The sequence below is a fragment of the Oscillospiraceae bacterium genome, assembly GCA_015068645.1.
In the GTDB taxonomy this organism is placed as follows: Bacteria; Bacillota; Clostridia; order UMGS1840; family UMGS1840; genus SIG452.
In genome coordinates this window covers 39242-56295 of sequence record SVKD01000007.1, presented here as the reverse complement: position 1 = coordinate 56295, position 17054 = coordinate 39242, and the positions used below count along the sequence as shown (strand labels likewise).

Annotated in this window: 13 protein-coding genes and 1 riboswitch; all 13 genes read right to left on the bottom strand. The window is 39.0% G+C overall.

The window, feature by feature from the left end; all coding sequences use genetic code 11:
* Positions 1 to 50 precede the first annotated feature (50 nt).
* Positions 51 to 139, bottom strand: a riboswitch (cyclic di-GMP riboswitch).
* A 47-nt stretch (positions 140 to 186) separates the two neighbouring features.
* Positions 187 to 2487: a GGDEF domain-containing protein gene (locus E7413_04350; protein MBE7019090.1), complete on the bottom strand. Its 2301-nt coding sequence runs from the start codon at positions 2485 to 2487 to the stop codon at positions 187 to 189.
* Between the two features lie 154 nt (positions 2488 to 2641).
* Positions 2642 to 3598, bottom strand: coding sequence for a hypothetical protein (locus E7413_04345; GenBank protein ID MBE7019089.1), 957 nt, complete (start codon positions 3596 to 3598; stop codon positions 2642 to 2644).
* Positions 3599 to 3857: 259 nt separating this feature from the next.
* Positions 3858 to 4340, bottom strand: coding sequence for a serine acetyltransferase (locus E7413_04340; GenBank protein MBE7019088.1), 483 nt, complete (start codon positions 4338 to 4340; stop codon positions 3858 to 3860).
* Positions 4341 to 4527: 187 nt separating this feature from the next.
* Positions 4528 to 5448: a glycosyltransferase family 2 protein gene (locus tag E7413_04335; GenBank protein ID MBE7019087.1), complete on the bottom strand. Its 921-nt coding sequence runs from the start codon at positions 5446 to 5448 to the stop codon at positions 4528 to 4530.
* A 9-nt stretch (positions 5449 to 5457) separates the two neighbouring features.
* The gene (locus E7413_04330) at positions 5458 to 6825 is read right to left on the bottom strand and encodes an EAL domain-containing protein (GenBank protein ID MBE7019086.1); all 1368 of its coding nucleotides are present in this window, start codon (positions 6823 to 6825) and stop codon (positions 5458 to 5460) included.
* Positions 6826 to 6843: 18 nt separating this feature from the next.
* On the bottom strand, positions 6844 to 7911 hold the full coding sequence (locus E7413_04325; protein MBE7019085.1) for a glycosyltransferase family 2 protein: 1068 nt from the start codon (positions 7909 to 7911) through the stop codon (positions 6844 to 6846).
* 1 nt (position 7912) lies between these two features.
* On the bottom strand, positions 7913 to 8935 hold the full coding sequence (locus E7413_04320) for a glycosyltransferase family 2 protein (GenBank protein MBE7019084.1): 1023 nt from the start codon (positions 8933 to 8935) through the stop codon (positions 7913 to 7915).
* A gap of 9 nt (positions 8936 to 8944) precedes the next feature.
* Positions 8945 to 10003, bottom strand: coding sequence for a glycosyltransferase (locus E7413_04315; protein ID MBE7019083.1), 1059 nt, complete (start codon positions 10001 to 10003; stop codon positions 8945 to 8947).
* 4 nt (positions 10004 to 10007) lie between these two features.
* Positions 10008 to 11216 (bottom strand): glycosyltransferase, encoded by a 1209-nt coding sequence (locus E7413_04310; GenBank protein MBE7019082.1) that lies wholly within the window; start codon positions 11214 to 11216, stop codon positions 10008 to 10010.
* Positions 11213 to 12517, bottom strand: a complete 1305-nt coding sequence (locus tag E7413_04305; protein MBE7019081.1) for an O-antigen ligase family protein — start codon at positions 12515 to 12517, stop codon at positions 11213 to 11215. Before E7413_04305 ends, E7413_04310 begins: the two co-directional genes overlap by 4 nt.
* Positions 12518 to 12553: 36 nt before the next feature.
* Entirely contained in the window at positions 12554 to 14416 is a 1863-nt protein-coding gene (locus tag E7413_04300) for a diguanylate cyclase (GenBank protein MBE7019080.1), read from the bottom strand.
* A gap of 12 nt (positions 14417 to 14428) precedes the next feature.
* On the bottom strand, positions 14429 to 15784 hold the full coding sequence (locus E7413_04295; protein ID MBE7019079.1) for a hypothetical protein: 1356 nt from the start codon (positions 15782 to 15784) through the stop codon (positions 14429 to 14431).
* Positions 15785 to 15804: 20 nt separating this feature from the next.
* Positions 15805 to 17037 carry a hypothetical protein gene (locus E7413_04290; protein MBE7019078.1) on the bottom strand — a complete coding sequence of 411 codons (1233 nt, stop codon included), beginning with the start codon at positions 17035 to 17037 and terminating at the stop codon, positions 15805 to 15807.
* Positions 17038 to 17054: the final 17 nt, after the last annotated feature.

Sequence of the window (17054 nt, the reverse complement as noted above, 5' to 3'; positions counted from 1 at the left end):
AAAATAAAAACTGCAATAACAGGAAGCATCTTAAAAAGATGCTCCCTTATTACTGCAGCTAGACTGGCATAGTTTCAAAAAAACCGTAGCCTCTTGGGCTTTGCGTCATCGGCTTTCGCCGATTTTGCCAAACATATTATATTACACTACATTATATCACCAAAAAACGGTTTTGTCAACCATTTATTATACTTTTGCAAACACCCAAAGTGTTTCTTCCACATAATTGAAAGATTCTTGCAAATTATATACTCTTAAATTTACAGAGTCACCGTTCATCTTCTTATATGTAATGCTGGGAACTTCCCCTGCAGACAATTGGTGACGAATAGCATCATAATTTAAGAAAGTGGTTACAGGACGATGAAAATCCGGGTGTACCACCTCTGCAATATACTTGGATAACAACTGCGAAAAATGCTCTTCCTGTTCGTTGTAATCAAAGTAAGAAGGCATCAGAATACGTTGTGCATGGTCTGTTTTCAAAGAAACACGATATACACCGTTATAATGTTCTTTCAGCACGGAAATCAGGGTATCAATTTCCAAAATACCGGTTTTCATCTGAATATAGCTTTCGTCCTCTTGTTTCGCTACACTAATCGTTTCCTTAGACTGATAATAAGCAGCCTTTGCTTCATACATACGGATTTCTGCTTCCTGAACCAGTTCTTCACAATCAGCATTCCGACTACGGAAAGAAGTGCCGATTGCAACACGATAATCTTTGATTTTAAGTCGTTCAATCAAACTCTGAATCAAGCTATCAAGAGATTGCTGAGAGATTCCCTGAGAAAATACCAGAAATTCATCTCCACCCATACGGTACACATACTGACCAAAGAAAATTTCTTTTAGGGTGTTTGCGATGTATACAAGCATCTCATCCCCTGCAGCATGACCGTACTTATTGTTGCGCATATGAAGCTCATTCACATCAACATAAACACAAGAGAAATCTTCCAGCATTTCTTCATTAAACTGAAGAATATCTTTTTTATACGCCACTCGGTTCCATACTCCGGTTAAAGAATCTGTAATCGCAGCAGTTTCCGTTTTGTTCAAATGCTTTTTATTGTATATCGCAATAGAGAAACAAACTGCAACATCCTCTAAAATAGTTCTTGCAAACCGCTGCTTTGCAGAATTGATAACACCTAAAATGCTGACGTGATTATTTTTATCGGTTACCGTTGCAAAGGAAATGCTTCGAAAATGTTTTTCCCGCATGAACTGATACAGTTTCGGATTGGTATTGTTAAGATGTCTGTTGGGACGTACACTCAAAAAACCAACCGTTTTTTTGTTTACCGCATGGAAATCTGCCGCATAACTGAACAACTCTGTAACAAGAAAGCGTTTATTTTCCTTAGAAAGAATGGTATGCATCAGTTCCGGTTGGATGGAATGATAGTCTTCCCCATCGGTATCCACAAAGAAAGAGGAACGGGAATCGGAAACATCCATCACATTCTTTAGTGCTTCCGAAATATTTCCCTGCTGCTGATTGATTTCAAGCAAAAGACGTCTGATATTGGATGCATGTCTCGCCGCCAGACTTTTTCGTCTTTCATTGGTCATCAAATACAGCAAAAAGCATGCAATAATTCCGATAATTGCCATGAAAGAAACAAACAGCATTCCGGAAATCCGATGAGTTTTGGCAAACACCTGAGACTCATAACGACCGAGAATGATTCCCCAATCGGTTCCTTCCACCATAGAATAATGCAGGTACAATTCTTCTCCTGTGATAGCAGAACGGAAACTGGAATACCCTTTTTCCTCTCTCACCAATTTTTCATAAGAATTACCACGGGTATACTCTCTGTCTTTTAAGAAAGCAATGTTGGCAGGTTCATCACTTACCGTATCAATTACAAGGTTTCCGTTCCCCTTATCATATACAAACAGCTGAGCATTCAACTCTTCTGCCATACCTCTATAGCGAGCATTGATATCCTCAGGACGGATTACCCCATATAAAATTCCAACCGTTTCATCATTCACACGAATCGGAACAGCGGAACGGATAATCTCATTACGTCCGCCGGTTAAATCCTCAATTCTTCCGGTAATATAAGCACCTTTTTCGGATTCTAACCGGAAAGAAATTTTCCCAGTTAAATCCATCGTTCCGATTTTGGTGGTAAAGGTGTTATCCGGACGCAAAATCCCAATGTTGGAAAATAAACCAATCGGCTTAAAGGATGCAAATAATATATCATAGCTTTCCCCGTCCGCATAAAGCTTAGCCGCGAAGTTTGCCATCGTATAAAGGTTTTCTTGATCAGATTTTAACTGCAGAGCCAAATCATCTTTGATTTGCTTGGTCTGAACATGCAATGTTTCATAAGACTCCTCTTCTGCCGCCTGATAGAAATAGCCAACAACAGAGAAAAATACTACGCATAACAAAACAGCCGTTACCAACGAACACAGTAACGTATGCTGGCTTCGTTTTTTCTTGCCGTATTTGATTGCCATAAACTATTTCCCTTCCCTCTGTTTACTTATTTATAATTATATTGATTATATCACAAGTTACAAAAAAAAGCAAGTATTATCGAAAAATATCTTTTAATCCAAAAAAATGTTTTTCAATGAAAAAATCCCACCAAAAGGCAGGATTTTTAGTTTATTAGTCATTAACCCAAAATTCAAAGGTTTCTCCTTTGGTACCCGGCATCAACAGATCACCACCCACGTGTTGAAGTCTAATTACACCGGCAGACATTCCCCATTCAAAATCAATATTTTTTTCATACACTTCTTCTCCGATTCCCGGCTTACCGCCTTTCATACGAAGTTTTAAGAGATTTCCGTCAATTTCCCAGGTGCCGACAAAAAGCTCCTGCATTTCCGTTTCGGAATTGCCGTACGCAAAACGAACTTCTCCGCTTTCGTGTATATATAAAAGCAAGGCAAATTCCACGTCATTGTCATCCCGGATATCCCCTAACCAACTTGCACAAAGCGGCTTTTCTTCAGTAGCAAGGTTATGAAATTCCGGCAACAAGTTGTAAGGAGTGAAATCAAACATCGCATTATCCAGATTTTCCAGTCTACCTTCTATCCCGGAACGAACCAAAGGATATTCCACCCTGCGATTACCCTGTTCAGCAATCACATACAAATTGGGAATATACATATCCACATTGCCTCTGACTAAAAACGGCTCCTTGGAAGAAATCAGTTCTTCTCCAATTTCCGGAAGATTGGCTTCATTGAGCCCAAATTGATACACCGTAACAGTAACCGTTTCATCTGTGGGAATAATACAAAACAGCTGGTTCCCCTCATTTTCTGCAATTTTTGTGATATCAGCCACATAGGGAATCTGTCCTATAAAATCTTGTTGTTTCACATTCTCCTGCACAGATTCCAGTGCCACTTCAGATTTCCCCAAAAAGGCAACACCAAACAACTTATCGCCACTGTTGAGCATATTTTGAAGATTGGTTAAAGGGTCTTCCGAATAAGTATAAGCGGGAGCTTCTGTCGCAAACGGTTGTGTTGCAGTTTCGGGAGCGCCTCCGCATCCTACCAGGTTAACCAACAATATTACACTAAGAAACAATAAAAATAACTTTTTCATACAGCAGCCTCCAAAAAAGAATCAATATCATTGTAACACAAATTCAAATGCTTTTCAAGTAGAATTTGAGGACATCCTACCGTAAAAAAAACGAATCAGAACAGTATCATACCAATAAGAACCCGACTCGATGACGCAATCAAAGATTGTGGTCGGGTGCCCCGGAACCTTATTGTATTCACAATAAAAAAGGATAGCTGTGCTCAGCGATCCTTTTCTACCTTGATGATTTGTGCACCTCGTTCATCTAAGACTTTGGTTAGCCCTGAAAATCGAGGTTATTTTCATCTTTATATCCGATTATCTTGGCAGGAACACCTGCAACAATTGCATTTTCCGGAACGTCTTTCACCACCACGGCACCTGCTGCCGCTAAGCTTCCGGTATGCATGGTAATATCACCTAAAACCTTTGCACCGCAAGTTACAGAAACGTTATCTTCTAAAACAGGAGGATTCTCTCCGTTTCGGTAGCCGATAGTCACCTGCTGATATACTCGACAGTTTTCTCCGATTTTTTTAGCGGTGATAATTGTGGAAAATCCGTGCTGAATATAAAAACCTCCACCGATATCTTCTGTGTATATATACAGGCTTTCCATCGGTTTCCAAAAAATCCGTGCAATCACAAACTGTATCATGGCTCCCAAAGAACGAGTGGGGTTTTTCATACGATGCAAAATCAGGTTTCGAAATTCTTTGTTATATGTCATATACCAGTTAAGCGATTCAAAAAAACCCATTTTATATTGATGAATCTGATTCCATCTTGCCACATCTTTCAAAATTAAATGCTTATGTTTGGAGCATAATGCGCAAAGATAAACAGGAAATGTTCTCCAGTAATTGATGCTTGCAAGAATTCGTTTTGCTGTACTTGGCATAAATGTTCTCCTTTTTTGTAACTATATGAAAAATCAAATGGTATGATTAGTGCTTCTCACTCTTTGTGATAGTGGAAACAATATATTTGGGTCTACCTTTAATTTCTTCATAAATACGTGCAATATAATATCCGATAATTCCCAGACTTATCATAATAATACTACCAATAAAAATCGTGATAATGATAACGGTTGTCATCCCTTCCAAAGCTCTTCCCACAATTTTATCAATCAACGCCCATACACCGAAAATCACAGAAATAATCAGCATAATGATTCCCAATGCGGTTACGATTTGCATCGGCGCTGTTGTATAGGACGAAATATTGGAAAGAGCATACTTGAACAGTCCTCTTGTTGACCATTTGGATTCCCCTTTTGTACGTTGCTTTACGTCGTACTCAACGGTCGTGGTGCGATAACCAACCCAATAAGAAATAGCACGAAAAAAGCCTCTTTCCGGCATTTTATTCAGCACATCTACAACTTTTCTGTCCAACAACTTAAAATCTGAGGAATTAGACATATCAAAACCTGCCATACGGCTGATAGCGGAATAAAAAATCTTGGCACCGAGGCTATACATTTTCTTTTCCTGACCACGTTCTTTTTTGATTCCTTCAATGACCTCGTATCCCTGTTCCCACAAGCGATACATTTCAATAATCTTTTCCGGAGGGTGCTGCAGGTCACAGTCAATCACCACTGCACAGTCACCATTCACCTCAGCCAGCCCGGCAGAAATAGCAGCCTCTTTTCCGAAGTTTCTGGAAAAATGCAAGCCTGTGATATGATCATATTCTTTGGAAAGTTCTGCTATCATTTGATAGGTTTCATCCTGAGAACCATCATCCACAAAAATAAATTCGCTTTCAATCTTATTTTCACTGCACAACGTATGTATGGTATGATATGCTTCTTTGATGCATTTTTCTTCATTATACGCAGGAATAATCACAGATAACATAAAATCACCTTACTGCTTTTCAAATAATTTTTCTAATTGTGTAACAGGCATGGGACGATAAAAATAATATCCCTGCATCATATCACATCCGGCACTTACTACCGTGTTTTTGTGTTCTTCTGTTTCAATCCCTTCACATAACGTCTGAAACCCTAAGTCGTGTGCGGTTTTGATAATATTTTTCAGAATTAAAAAACCGGTTTCTGTTGTTGAGTTTTGGGTAATCGACTTATCGATTTTTACAATACTGATATCAAATTCTGTTAAATCGCCAAAACCTGCATAACCTTTGCCGAAATCGTCTAAGAAAATCAGAACGCCTTTTTCTTTCAGCTGAATTAAATTAGCTGTCATAGCTGCTTTTTGCTCAACGTTTAAGTCCTTATCTTCCAGAATTTCAACCGCAATACATGAACAGTCGATTCCATATTGCTCCATCATATGAATCATATTATCCGCCAGACTCTTATCGCAAAGAGTGGAACGGGAAAAATTGATGGTATATACATATTTCATGCGATTTTCTTTATCGCTGGCAATCCACTTGCAGTTTTTTTCAAAAATATAATAATCAAATTTTTCATTTAACCCAACATTGTTGACAGCCGACAGAAAATGATGGGGTGTCAGAACGCCCTCGGTGGGAGAATTTAATCGTGACAGCACTTCAGCGCCCACAATCTGATTGGTTTTTGCATCTAAAATAGGCTGATATTCCAGAAAAAAGCGATTGCCGTCAATTTCGTTTTGAATATTGTTCTCAATTTTCAATTTCCGCTCAAATGCTTTACCATTGGAAACATCCCACTGACAATACAAAACGTCTTGATCCTCTGCCATACTGCAAGCCTGTTTGGCTCTGGTCAAAGCGGTTTGAAAAGATACCTCGGTGGAACCGGTGATATGATAACCAAATTTCACCCGCACCACATTCACTGCATCGTACTTCACAAATGCTTCGTTGATTTCTTCATAGCATTTGTCGATACACTGTGCTAAATCTCCTTCTTCCAAATGATTCATGGCAACGAAATTTTCCTGCCCGTAACAAGAAATCTCACCGCCTGCATCCAAACAAAAATGTTGAAATAAAATTTTCTTGATTTGCTCATACATTCTTCCGGATTTTGATTCGGAATATAATCTTTTCATACCGTCAAGGGATACCGAAATATACACGACAGAACGTTTTTTGCGCATCGTACCTGCTTTATCAAAATCATTTTCCATTTTACCAATCCCGCAAAAGCTTTTTTCTGCAGTTCCTTTTGCCGTTCTAACTGATTTTATGGTATAATATAAACCAATCAATCCCATCACAACAAAAAACATGGCAAGAATCGTTATGATTACATAGGGGTATTCAAAAAACTTCATTTAATAACCTCCTGCCCTCTATTTCTCAAAAATAGGAAACTCCTTAATCCCTGACGTTTGTTTTAAGCCTAAGTCTACGGCAATTTTGTGACACTTATCAATGTCTTTTTTTGCCATTTTCTTTCTTCTCATCAGCTCTTTTGCCAAAAAGAAAGGGTTAAACCGAAGCATCGCCTTTACGATATCCGATTTTTTTACACCGAATCTTTTGTATTCTGCTAATGTTTCCAAAAGAACATAGCTGATGGAATTTTTATCAAAATGTTTGGCACTAACACGTTTTAACCATTTTGCATATGCTAAGAATTTTCCGACATCAGCTGTTTCCGTAAAATAAACACTGCTGATATAAAACTGCTGGGTAGCTTCATCCATTTTTTCCAGCAAAGTGCCGTAGTATTTTTCCTGTATTTTCAGCACTTCGGTGTGCTGTCTTGCAAGGGTAGTGCTGGTAATTTGCTTATCATGGAGACGATACAACATCAAAAACTCAGGAAGAATCTCCATCTTCAAATTGCCCATTGCCATCCTGGTCCATAATTCAAGGTCTTCGGTACAAGTGAGGGTTGTGTCATAGTTTAGTTGCTTCATAACCTCTGCTCTGGCAATCACACCGGGATGCAGAATGGGATTTCCAACCAAAAGCAACGCACGCACTGCTTCATTATCGCAACGACCGCCTACACCACCCGGTGTAAACACTCCGTTTTTCATCGTCATAAACCGACAGGAAGATAATGCCACACCAGGATTTTCTTCCATAAACCGATACTGTTTTTCCAGACGGTCAGGAAGACAGATATCATCCGCATCCATTCTGGCAATATATTTCCCCGAAGAGAGCGAAATCGCCTTATTTAAGGATTTAGGAAGCTTTAAATTCACCTCGTTCGGATGCACTTTAATTCTTGCATCTTTTGCCGCAAGTGCTGCCAGAATTTCCCCTGTGGAATCCTGCGAGCAATCGTTAATCACAATTAACTCCCAATTCAAAAAGGTCTGGTTTCTGACACTTTCGATTGCTTCCTCCAGATATGTTTCGCCGTTATACACGCTCATAATGATTGAAATTTCAGGTGTATTCATATCACTCACCCTTTCTTAAAATACGTTTCATTTGCCCTATCAAATACAGAAAATAAAATACCGTTTTGATATGTCCTTTTTTCATTAGTGCCACTCCGATTTTTGTTTTGGGAGTGATTCTTTCAAACTGAGCTTTTTTGATCAGTTCCTTGTTTACTGAATTTAAAATAAGCCCTTTGATTTCATTCAGATATTGGAAATGTCCGCCCTCTGCCGCTGCCGCCAGAATCGCAAAACACATAAAGCAGGAGTAACGGGCAAGTTGCTCATCAAAGTCCATAGGCTTCTTTTGATTGATTCGATAAAGTCCGTTGACCACTTCAATTAAGTCGGTCAACTGTTTGGTTGTAAAATGTGTGGTCAGAGAATCATCACGAATGGTATAAAGATAAACAGGCGTATCATCGATATACAACGACTGCGCATCCAGATAACACGGAATCAAGCAGCTTAAATCTTCCCCCAAAGAAATTTTGTTGGTAACATTCAGCTGATGGGGCGTAATCAATCTGCGTCTGATTGCTTTTCCACACAAAAAATAGGGTAAATTCTGCATATTTTTATCAGACAGAATATGCGGATACACACATTTTTCCATCTCTTTTCTTGGATAAAAACCAACGGGAACGATATCTTGAAGCATAGCTTTTGTTGCGCCGTTTCGATATTCCTGATGAGGAAAACATACCATATCGGCATTGGTTTTTACTATGATATCTTTTGCACATTCCAACGCATTTGGTATCAGTGCATCATCGCCGTCAAGATTAAAAACATACTCACCCGTGGCAGCCTGCACGCCTGCCTGACGCGCACTGACAAGTCCGCCATTTTTCTTATGAATCACTTTTACATTGGAATTTGCGGCGGCATATTCATCACAAATCGCGGGACAGTTATCCGGAGAACCGTCATCCACCAAAATCAATTCAAAATCCTCACACGTCTGACCGAGTACACTCTCGATACATCTATTCAAATATTTTTCCACCTTGTAAATGGGAACAATTACGGAAAAAAGCATTTTTATCACCTATTTGCTTCTTAATTTTACAAGCATCGTCATCAGAAAATACATTCTGTATTTCATCGCATATGCAAACACTCTTTGCCCAAGAGGCAAGGTGCCGATAGGATACGCTTTCAAAGCACGAACTGTTTTATCGTGTGTACAAACGGCTTTCAGTCTTTCTTTTAAATCAGAAGTTTTCACACCATTATCCAGGGCATACATAATCTCCTGTGAACAAAGCACTCTGCAAACCGCTTGCCAGAATCGGTATAAATAAATCCGATAAGTTTGAGGCAGAATATCCTTTGCGAATTTCTTTTCCATCTCATCCACAAAGACAAGACATTTTTCAAATCTGTCTTTCTGATAAGATTTTGAAACAGACTCTCCGTTTCTGCAATAATGATAAAAGGCTTCCGGAATTCCGGTTGCTTTTTTGATGCAGGTTATATAATCCACCATAAAGGTTGCATCTTCCGAAAAAGTCTCCCGTTCGGATTGATACACAATGTTGTTTTTCTTGATAATTTCGTTTTTAAACAGATTTTTTACGGTACCCATACCGTATCTGCTGTCATCAGCATCTGCGGGAGTTGCTCCGATAATTCCCATCCGCAACCGCTTCAAATTATCTTCGGTTTCGAAATGAGTATCCCGCTCAAAATAAATTTTACGGACACTTTCACCGGCTTGGCTGAACATATTACCATCCACAAACACCACACCGGACATCACAAGATCAGAACCGTATTCCTCCGCTTTTTCATAAAGCGTCTGATACATTTTCTCATCCACATAATCATCGGAATCCACAAAACCGATATACTTTCCGGTTGCAACCGCAAGACCGGTATTACGGGCCTTTCCTGCCCCTTCGTTCTCTTTATGTATCACTTGGATGCGAGGGTCTTCATTAGCAGCTTGATTACATATTTTTAAAGAAGCATCCCTGGAAGAATCATCCACTAAAATGATTTCAATATCTTCAAGTGTTTGATTTCTAAGGGAACTGATACACTTTTTTAAATACTGTTCTGCATTGTATACCGGAACAATAATACTTACCTTCGGCTGTGACATGGTATTACCTCTTCATCAGTTTTTTATATTCTTCCATCAGAATCTTAGCGTACTCTTCAACGCTTAATATCTGTTCTCTAGCGTTCTTGCAGTTTTCTCTTAAACTGTTACAGTACTCATCGCTTGCCAAGGCACGCTGTAATCCTGCTGCAAATTCTTGGGGCGTTGATTCCTTCACAAGGATACCGGTAACACCATCTTCAATCAACTCTGCCATTCCTCCGTGATTCATGGTGATTACAGGAACCCCCATACACTGCGCCTCCAGGATGGAAAGAGGACAGTTTTCATACCAGATTGACGGCACTGCAAGGACTTTGGCTTTTGCAATAAAATCAATCAGCTTTTGACCGCTCAAAAAGCCTACAAGCTTCACATTTTCAATATTTTCCAGCAAATGCTTATCAGGGCCGTCTCCCGCTACCATAAAGGTGTATTCCGGAAGAAGTTTTGCAGTTTCTGCCAGAAGTTCAACCCCCTTTTCTTTGGAGAGTCTTCCGGCAAAAGCAATATAATTTTCGTAGTTGCTTTCCTGACAAGAAAATTGCTCTTTATTGATAAAATTATGAATTGTTTTTGTCTTGCCTTTGTATAATTTCTTGGCAGACAACAGTTTTTGCTCTAAAAAATAGCTGGGGCTGATATACAAATCAACCTTTTTATACGTTCCCAAAAGGGAATACAATCTCGCTTCAATCGCTCCGATAATACTCTTTACCCGGGAATCATGGATACATTTATTTTTGATGCAGCCCATATAGGCCCCTTTTAAACATTTTTCGCAAATTTCATTTTTGTCAAAATTATACAGCAAGTGATTCGGGCAAATCATCTGATAATCGTGCACAGTTTGGACAACCGGAATGCCTTTCTTTTTGATGCCGTAAATCATAGAGGGAGTCAATTGGAAATTGATGTTGTTCATATGAACGATATCCGGCTGAAAATCATCTATCACCTGCATAATTTTCTTTTTTGCCTCAAAAGAATAAATGATTTTGAAAGGATATAAAAATCTTGCCACACCTTTCGAGTGGAAGTCCATATTTTGGGTATAAAGACCGACGGAATTTCCTACCGTATTATTTTCGTCGTACATTCCGAAAAATTCAATTTCATGTCCCAGTTTGGTTAAATGTTCTGCAAGATACAACATATAATTCTCACAACCGCCTCTGGAATAGAGAAATTTATTTACCATCAGAATTTTCATAGCAGCGAATTCCTTTCCTTTTCTTTTTTTGTACCCGTCACACAGCCAAACAGCTTCATCTCGGTATGCCGGGCATCCTCATCAAAACTGTTTCCCATCATCAGCATTGCCAGCACTCCGGTTAGAAGCGGATAATTCATCGTATTATCCGTGGAAGATACAATCATCAGATAAAGCGACAACATAAATGTGATAATCGCATTTTCAACATTTCCTTTTCTGCCAAAATAGCACACCCGAACTACCACCATAGATACCAGCCAGATGATGTAGCCCCAAAAGCCTAAATCAATGAAATGCTGCAAAAAATCGTTATGAACAGCACCAACATTCACCGTCATAAATTCATTGAGCTGATAAGTCAGGAAACCGATTCCGTTTCCTAAAAATCCCGGGTGAAATTCGTAAAACTCATCCACCGCATGGTAAATTTCAACACGTCCGCTGGTATTCACGCCTGCCTGTTCCAATAAAGTAAATACGTCAGCCTTAATCAAAGCAACATATCCTAACAACAGCACAACCACCAAAACAGAAAGGAAGATAACCAGTCTGATTGCCGTTTTTTTGTTGAAATGAGCAATAAACTTTAGCACATAACCAAACAGCAACGCTACCCCGATAGCAATCATTGCAATTCGCTTCAACGCTGCTAAAAAACAGAATAAATTTAAGAACAGCAGAATAAAAAATGCAATGTTTTTCTTCGGTTTATACAGCATATAAATCAGATATGCACCTAAGCAGAAGGCAAGTTCGTGAATTTCCGCCTGAATAATAACATCCCCTGTAACATCTGCAAACGTAACCAACAGGGTAACAAATTCGGAAAAGAAGGTAGCCAGCCCGTTTTGCGCAATAATAGTTAGAATCATCAGCAAGTTAGCGACGATAATGGCAATCAGATTATACCAGATACCACGGCTGCCGAACACATATAGCAACGCACCGGAGCCAAGGGCAAAAGATAACATATTAGTATAGATAAAGGAACTGGAAAGTCCTCTGGAAATAACACCGGTATCTGCTGTTCCCATAAACCAGATAAATAATGATACCACCGTGGTAACCGCCAAAGGAAGACTATAAACACAAGCACCTTTGAAGGCAGTCGCCCCTCTGGCAAAATCCGGTTTGTGTAAAAACATCAAGGTTGCAGAAGCAAACAGAACAAGGGCAAATGCGTGGCGGTATGTAACATGCAATCCAACATCAATATATTCGTTCAGAAAATAATGCATCATAACTGCAACAACCAGAAAATAAATTGTTTTCGCTTTGTCTAAAATTCTGTTTTCCACGTCTTCTGCCCTCCTTTCTGCTACACCGATTCCGTATTAATTGTTATCTTTTTTCAAATCGGAAATATAATCCTTCTTGTTTTTAATTGCCTCTGAAAGCAGTCTTCTTGCGGTTTTGTTTTCTTTGAAGGTTTCAGAAATACCAATTTTATATTCAATTACAACGTTTTTGTGTTCATCTCTTTCATCCAATCTGAGTCTGAACAAACGCATAATGTCTTCCACTGTAATATAGTCAGCTTCCTCTGTCAACATTACAAAATTTCCATTGCCATTATAAATATACTCGGTCTTGGATTTTCCGAAAACCTCTTTGATATATTCGGTAAACATTTTAATAATGTCATCTCCCACATCACGGGAATACTCATTATTAATAGAAACCAAATTGGAGATATCAAGCATACAATACACAACACCATCATCCAAAAGCTTTTTATCTTTTGATTTTAAGTATTTATCAAGGTATGCTCTGTTACCGAATTCGGTAAGATGATCTGTGTAGAAGAAGTAGTTGATCACATCTCCGATTCTTCCCAGAATAATGGAGCCGCCGCAACCAACCACAATCAGGAAGAAAAAGGCAATGATGGTGTAAAGGGTTACGTTTACACTTTCTCTTACAGAAGCTGAGGATAACACAGAAATGTAGCTTCCTCCGAGGTACTTATTATACTCATTATTGGTTTTCGTGGTGGTCGTGTAAAGATTGTTTAATTCTTCTACCAAAGCATCAATTTCGGTTTCAACTTCCTGTCTTACAGCGGCATACTGTGCATCAGAAAGTTCCGAACAGGTCAAATGCGAAGTTTCGCACGCTCCACCGCAATTTCCGGTACAAGCTGTAAAGGTATCCAGGATATAGTCACAATATGCAGAATCAATAATATCATGGACCTGACTTTCATTGAGTTCTCGCCAACTGTAAACCAATTCATCATAAGTTACGGTTTGGTCCCCAACATAATCCTGAAGATTTCTTTCGTGGAGATTATCCAAAATATATTCATAAGTAATGTTGGTGTTGCCGGAATCGCGCATTTTTTTGACATAAGCATCCACAACGGTTACAACATCTTCCACCAGGCTCTCATCCTCTGCATTGGAAATATTGTTACGGTCGATCCTTGTTGTGTAATCAGAAACCAGCACAGACTTATTTTTCGTAATCTGATACTGGAAAATTCTTGAGAACAAAGAAGAAACCTTCACCTGTCTTAAATAATCAAAATCAGCTGCAAGCTCTGTAAACGATTCTCCGGTTTCGGTGGATCTGTAATAATTATTCTGCTCGATTCTTTGATATAACGTGGTAAGCGTATCATCAATACTGGTATCGATCAGCTCCATCATTTCAATATAATCGTAGTCATTTTTATTCAGGCTTTCGATGGTATTATTTGCCGGAGCAACATTTACATATTTCTGGCTGAATTCTTCAAAATACACATCCAAAATTTCATCCAGAACCGTTCTTGCAAAATCGGCACCTTCCCCGCTGGTTGCGGAAAACGAAACAATGAAAGTGCTGGGCTCATAAATGTATTCTTCGCCCTCTTCCAACTTTGCATCTTTTCTGGCAACCTTATCTGCATCCACAATGGGAGTAATATCAATTCTTGAGATAAAACTGTCAACAGAATAAACCCCGGTAAGCCCCAGTTTATCAACTACTTTAGACATCACTGCAGAGGATTTGATTTCATTGACATCAAGCTTGTCTCCCGTAGGAGCAAGACCTTGCTCTGCCTGCGGGTCATTATAATGAATCACCTCAGAAGCAATATATGTATTGGAAGAAGAAAGCTTATAATATACCCCGTAGGTTGCCAAACAGCAAACAACAACGATGATGGGCAAAAGCTTTTTTAAATATCTTAAAATCTGAAAATTTTTCATTGTCAACCTCCGTTATACCTTGTTGGGGAATTTCTTGGAAATCCGATAAACCACAAGCACGATATAAACAACAACGGCAAATACAATCAGAGCTTTTACTTCACTCATCAGAGACGCACCAAAAATATTCACGGCAATACACTGATTCATGCTGTAATTGGAAAACTCTCTGCCTGCATTGATTGCTTCCTTCTCAAACCCTTTGATGCTATCGTATATAGAATCGATCAGCACATCAGCTGAAGCTGCATCCTGAGCATCCTGAGTGCTTCCGGCAATTTTAGAAATAATCAAATCATTTTCCATCATTGCCTTTTCATTGGCAGCCAGACTGTTACTGAACTGTGTTGCCAAAACAGATAATTCATCCACACCTACTTTGGTTCTGCCCATATAATATTTGCCAGACTGATCCCAGGTAGGAACCAAAACAACTCGTGTCATTTCTTCGCTGTACATATCAACGGCTTCGTTACAGATTCTGTAAGATGCGTCATTTTTCTGGCGTTCAAAATCAATATTGGTGTTTTGATAAGAAAGCCTGTCAATATAACCGCTTTGATCTCTTGCCACACCGTTTTGCAGAATCAAAGAGCGTAAATTCTCGTTAATCTGTGTTTCTTTAAACTGATGTATTTTTCCGGCAATCGCATGAAACGTGCTTCCGTTTGCAGTCACAAAACTGTTATTTTTTTGCGCCATTCCATACATATAATTTAAAACTGCCTGAGCTTCCTTATCCAGATAAGAAACAATGTCCATATATTCCATTTTGGAAAAATCCGGCTTTTCAGGGTCAAGTTTGAAGCTATCCGTATACTTTTCAATATAGTACTCCTTATATGCAGAAGTAACCAGATTAATCACATTGTAAGAATCAAGATGAGCTGTATCTTTGGAAGCGTGGTAATCCACCGCAAATTCAGTGGAAATATGATACTGTGCCTCATCATCCACGCCGCCCTGAATACAAGGGTAAACCGAGAGACAATTTTTCAACTGTTTCACAGTGACATCTTCCAAAGCTCCTTTTTGAATAGCTTTTTCTACCACTTCATCGCTAATAATTTCTGCCATATTATATCTGGTACCATTGGAATTAAGTGCCTGGGATGCTTCGGGAAAATTTAACGATACGACAGCGGAAACAGATTTCTGAAGCTCATAATGGTTAGAAACGCCATACAGCATAGTTGTCACCAAACATACCAGAATAATCCATACACTTACATATTCTGCGTTTTTAAAAATCTGCTTACGTTCTGTGTAATTTACATTTTTCCAACGGAAAAATATGATGATAATTGAGGAAACAAACACCAAACCAACCATTAAAATAATCAAGTTTTTCAGTAATTCTGAAATCATAGTCCATCTCCCTCCCCACATTAAAATTTGTTGATATCAATAATCACCAATTCAGGCTGATTATTGATACGGAACACATTTGAATTTTCAAGTCCGGAGCTTACGATTAAGGGGTTGCCTGCAGCCGCATATCTTCCGTAAACAAAATCACCGCTGCGTTCCGGCAGAAATCCACCCTCGTGAGTATACAACGAACCGAGCATGGGAACCCGCACAACTCCGCCGTGGGTATGACCGCACAACATCAAATCTCCCCAGAATTCCGGCGCGAACTCTTCAAAAATAAAGGGTTCGTGAACTGCTGTGATTTTAAGATGCTCGGGATTTTCGTAAATATAATCTGCGAAAGATTGTTCGGTGTAAGCCCAGAAAGAAGAAGGATTGGAGGTCAAAACGCCATAGATATCAACATCTGTTGTATTCACTCTGACGGTATCTTGCTCATTCTTTAATACCTTGATGCCGGCATTTTCCAATTTTTCTTCAAAGGCATCCTCCAGCTGCAAAAGCGCTGTTTCATCACGGGTTTCCTGAGTGAAACCAAATTTCTCATCCAGATCTTTTTCATTCAGCGGGAAATCGTAAATATTTTCCACTTCATTATTTCCGTACACATAGTAAGAAGGTGCAATCTCAGACAATTCCTTTGCTAAGGACACGATCAGCTCTTCATCTTCCTCAACAGAATCAACCATATCCCCCGTGCAGATAATGATATCAGGCTCCAACGCTTTCACACGATGCAAAAGCTTCTGATTCCCTTTTCCGTAGGAAGAACCATGCAAATCAGATAACTGAATCACACGCACACGGCTATCCACCTTGATACTGCTTGTCATATAAAAGGTTTCTTTAAAATTCCTGTTTCCAATATAACTGCATAAAATAATGATAACAGCAGTAGCAAGACAAACAAAAAGCATACCGATTGCAAAGAATTTTGCAGCTTTCAGATTTTTCTTGATTCTGGGGCTCAGTGCATGATATCGGTTCTTTTTCACAATTTTCACTTTTTTTCCTGTTCCCAGCACAGATTCCACACAGGAAGTCAGGGGTTTCTTGCACTCTTTTTGAAACTTTTTAAAATCTTCGGTACCGCTATATGTAATCACAATTTGCTTTTCATCCACAGTCTCTATGGCAAAGGTATCTGCCCACAAATCGTAAAATTCATCGGATACCGATTCTTTCATCAGTTCTTTGACCTTTTCCTGATATTTTTGTGTTTTCTCAATCGTTTTTTTCTTATCCATACCAAAAAAACCTTTTC

Excerpts from the sequence above, each read along its gene's own strand:
- E7413_04310 (MBE7019082.1), bottom strand. The coding sequence starts at position 11,216 with ATGAAAATTCTGATGGTAAATAAATTTCTCTATTCCAGAGGCGGTTGT.
- E7413_04295 (MBE7019079.1), bottom strand. The coding sequence starts at position 15,784 with ATGATTTCAGAATTACTGAAAAACTTGATTATTTTAATGGTTGGTTTG.
- E7413_04315 (MBE7019083.1), bottom strand. The coding sequence starts at position 10,003 with ATGTCACAGCCGAAGGTAAGTATTATTGTTCCGGTATACAATGCAGAA.
- E7413_04325 (MBE7019085.1), bottom strand. The coding sequence starts at position 7,911 with ATGAATACACCTGAAATTTCAATCATTATGAGCGTGTATAACGGCGAA.
- E7413_04320 (MBE7019084.1), bottom strand. The coding sequence starts at position 8,935 with ATGCTTTTTTCCGTAATTGTTCCCATTTACAAGGTGGAAAAATATTTG.
- E7413_04340 (MBE7019088.1), bottom strand. The coding sequence starts at position 4,340 with ATGGGTTTTTTTGAATCGCTTAACTGGTATATGACATATAACAAAGAA.
- E7413_04335 (MBE7019087.1), bottom strand. The coding sequence starts at position 5,448 with ATGTTATCTGTGATTATTCCTGCGTATAATGAAGAAAAATGCATCAAA.
- E7413_04330 (MBE7019086.1), bottom strand. The coding sequence starts at position 6,825 with ATGAAGTTTTTTGAATACCCCTATGTAATCATAACGATTCTTGCCATG.
- E7413_04300 (MBE7019080.1), bottom strand. The coding sequence starts at position 14,416 with ATGAAAAATTTTCAGATTTTAAGATATTTAAAAAAGCTTTTGCCCATC.
- E7413_04350 (MBE7019090.1), bottom strand. The coding sequence starts at position 2,487 with ATGGCAATCAAATACGGCAAGAAAAAACGAAGCCAGCATACGTTACTG.
- E7413_04290 (MBE7019078.1), bottom strand. The coding sequence starts at position 17,037 with ATGGATAAGAAAAAAACGATTGAGAAAACACAAAAATATCAGGAAAAG.
- E7413_04345 (MBE7019089.1), bottom strand. The coding sequence starts at position 3,598 with ATGAAAAAGTTATTTTTATTGTTTCTTAGTGTAATATTGTTGGTTAAC.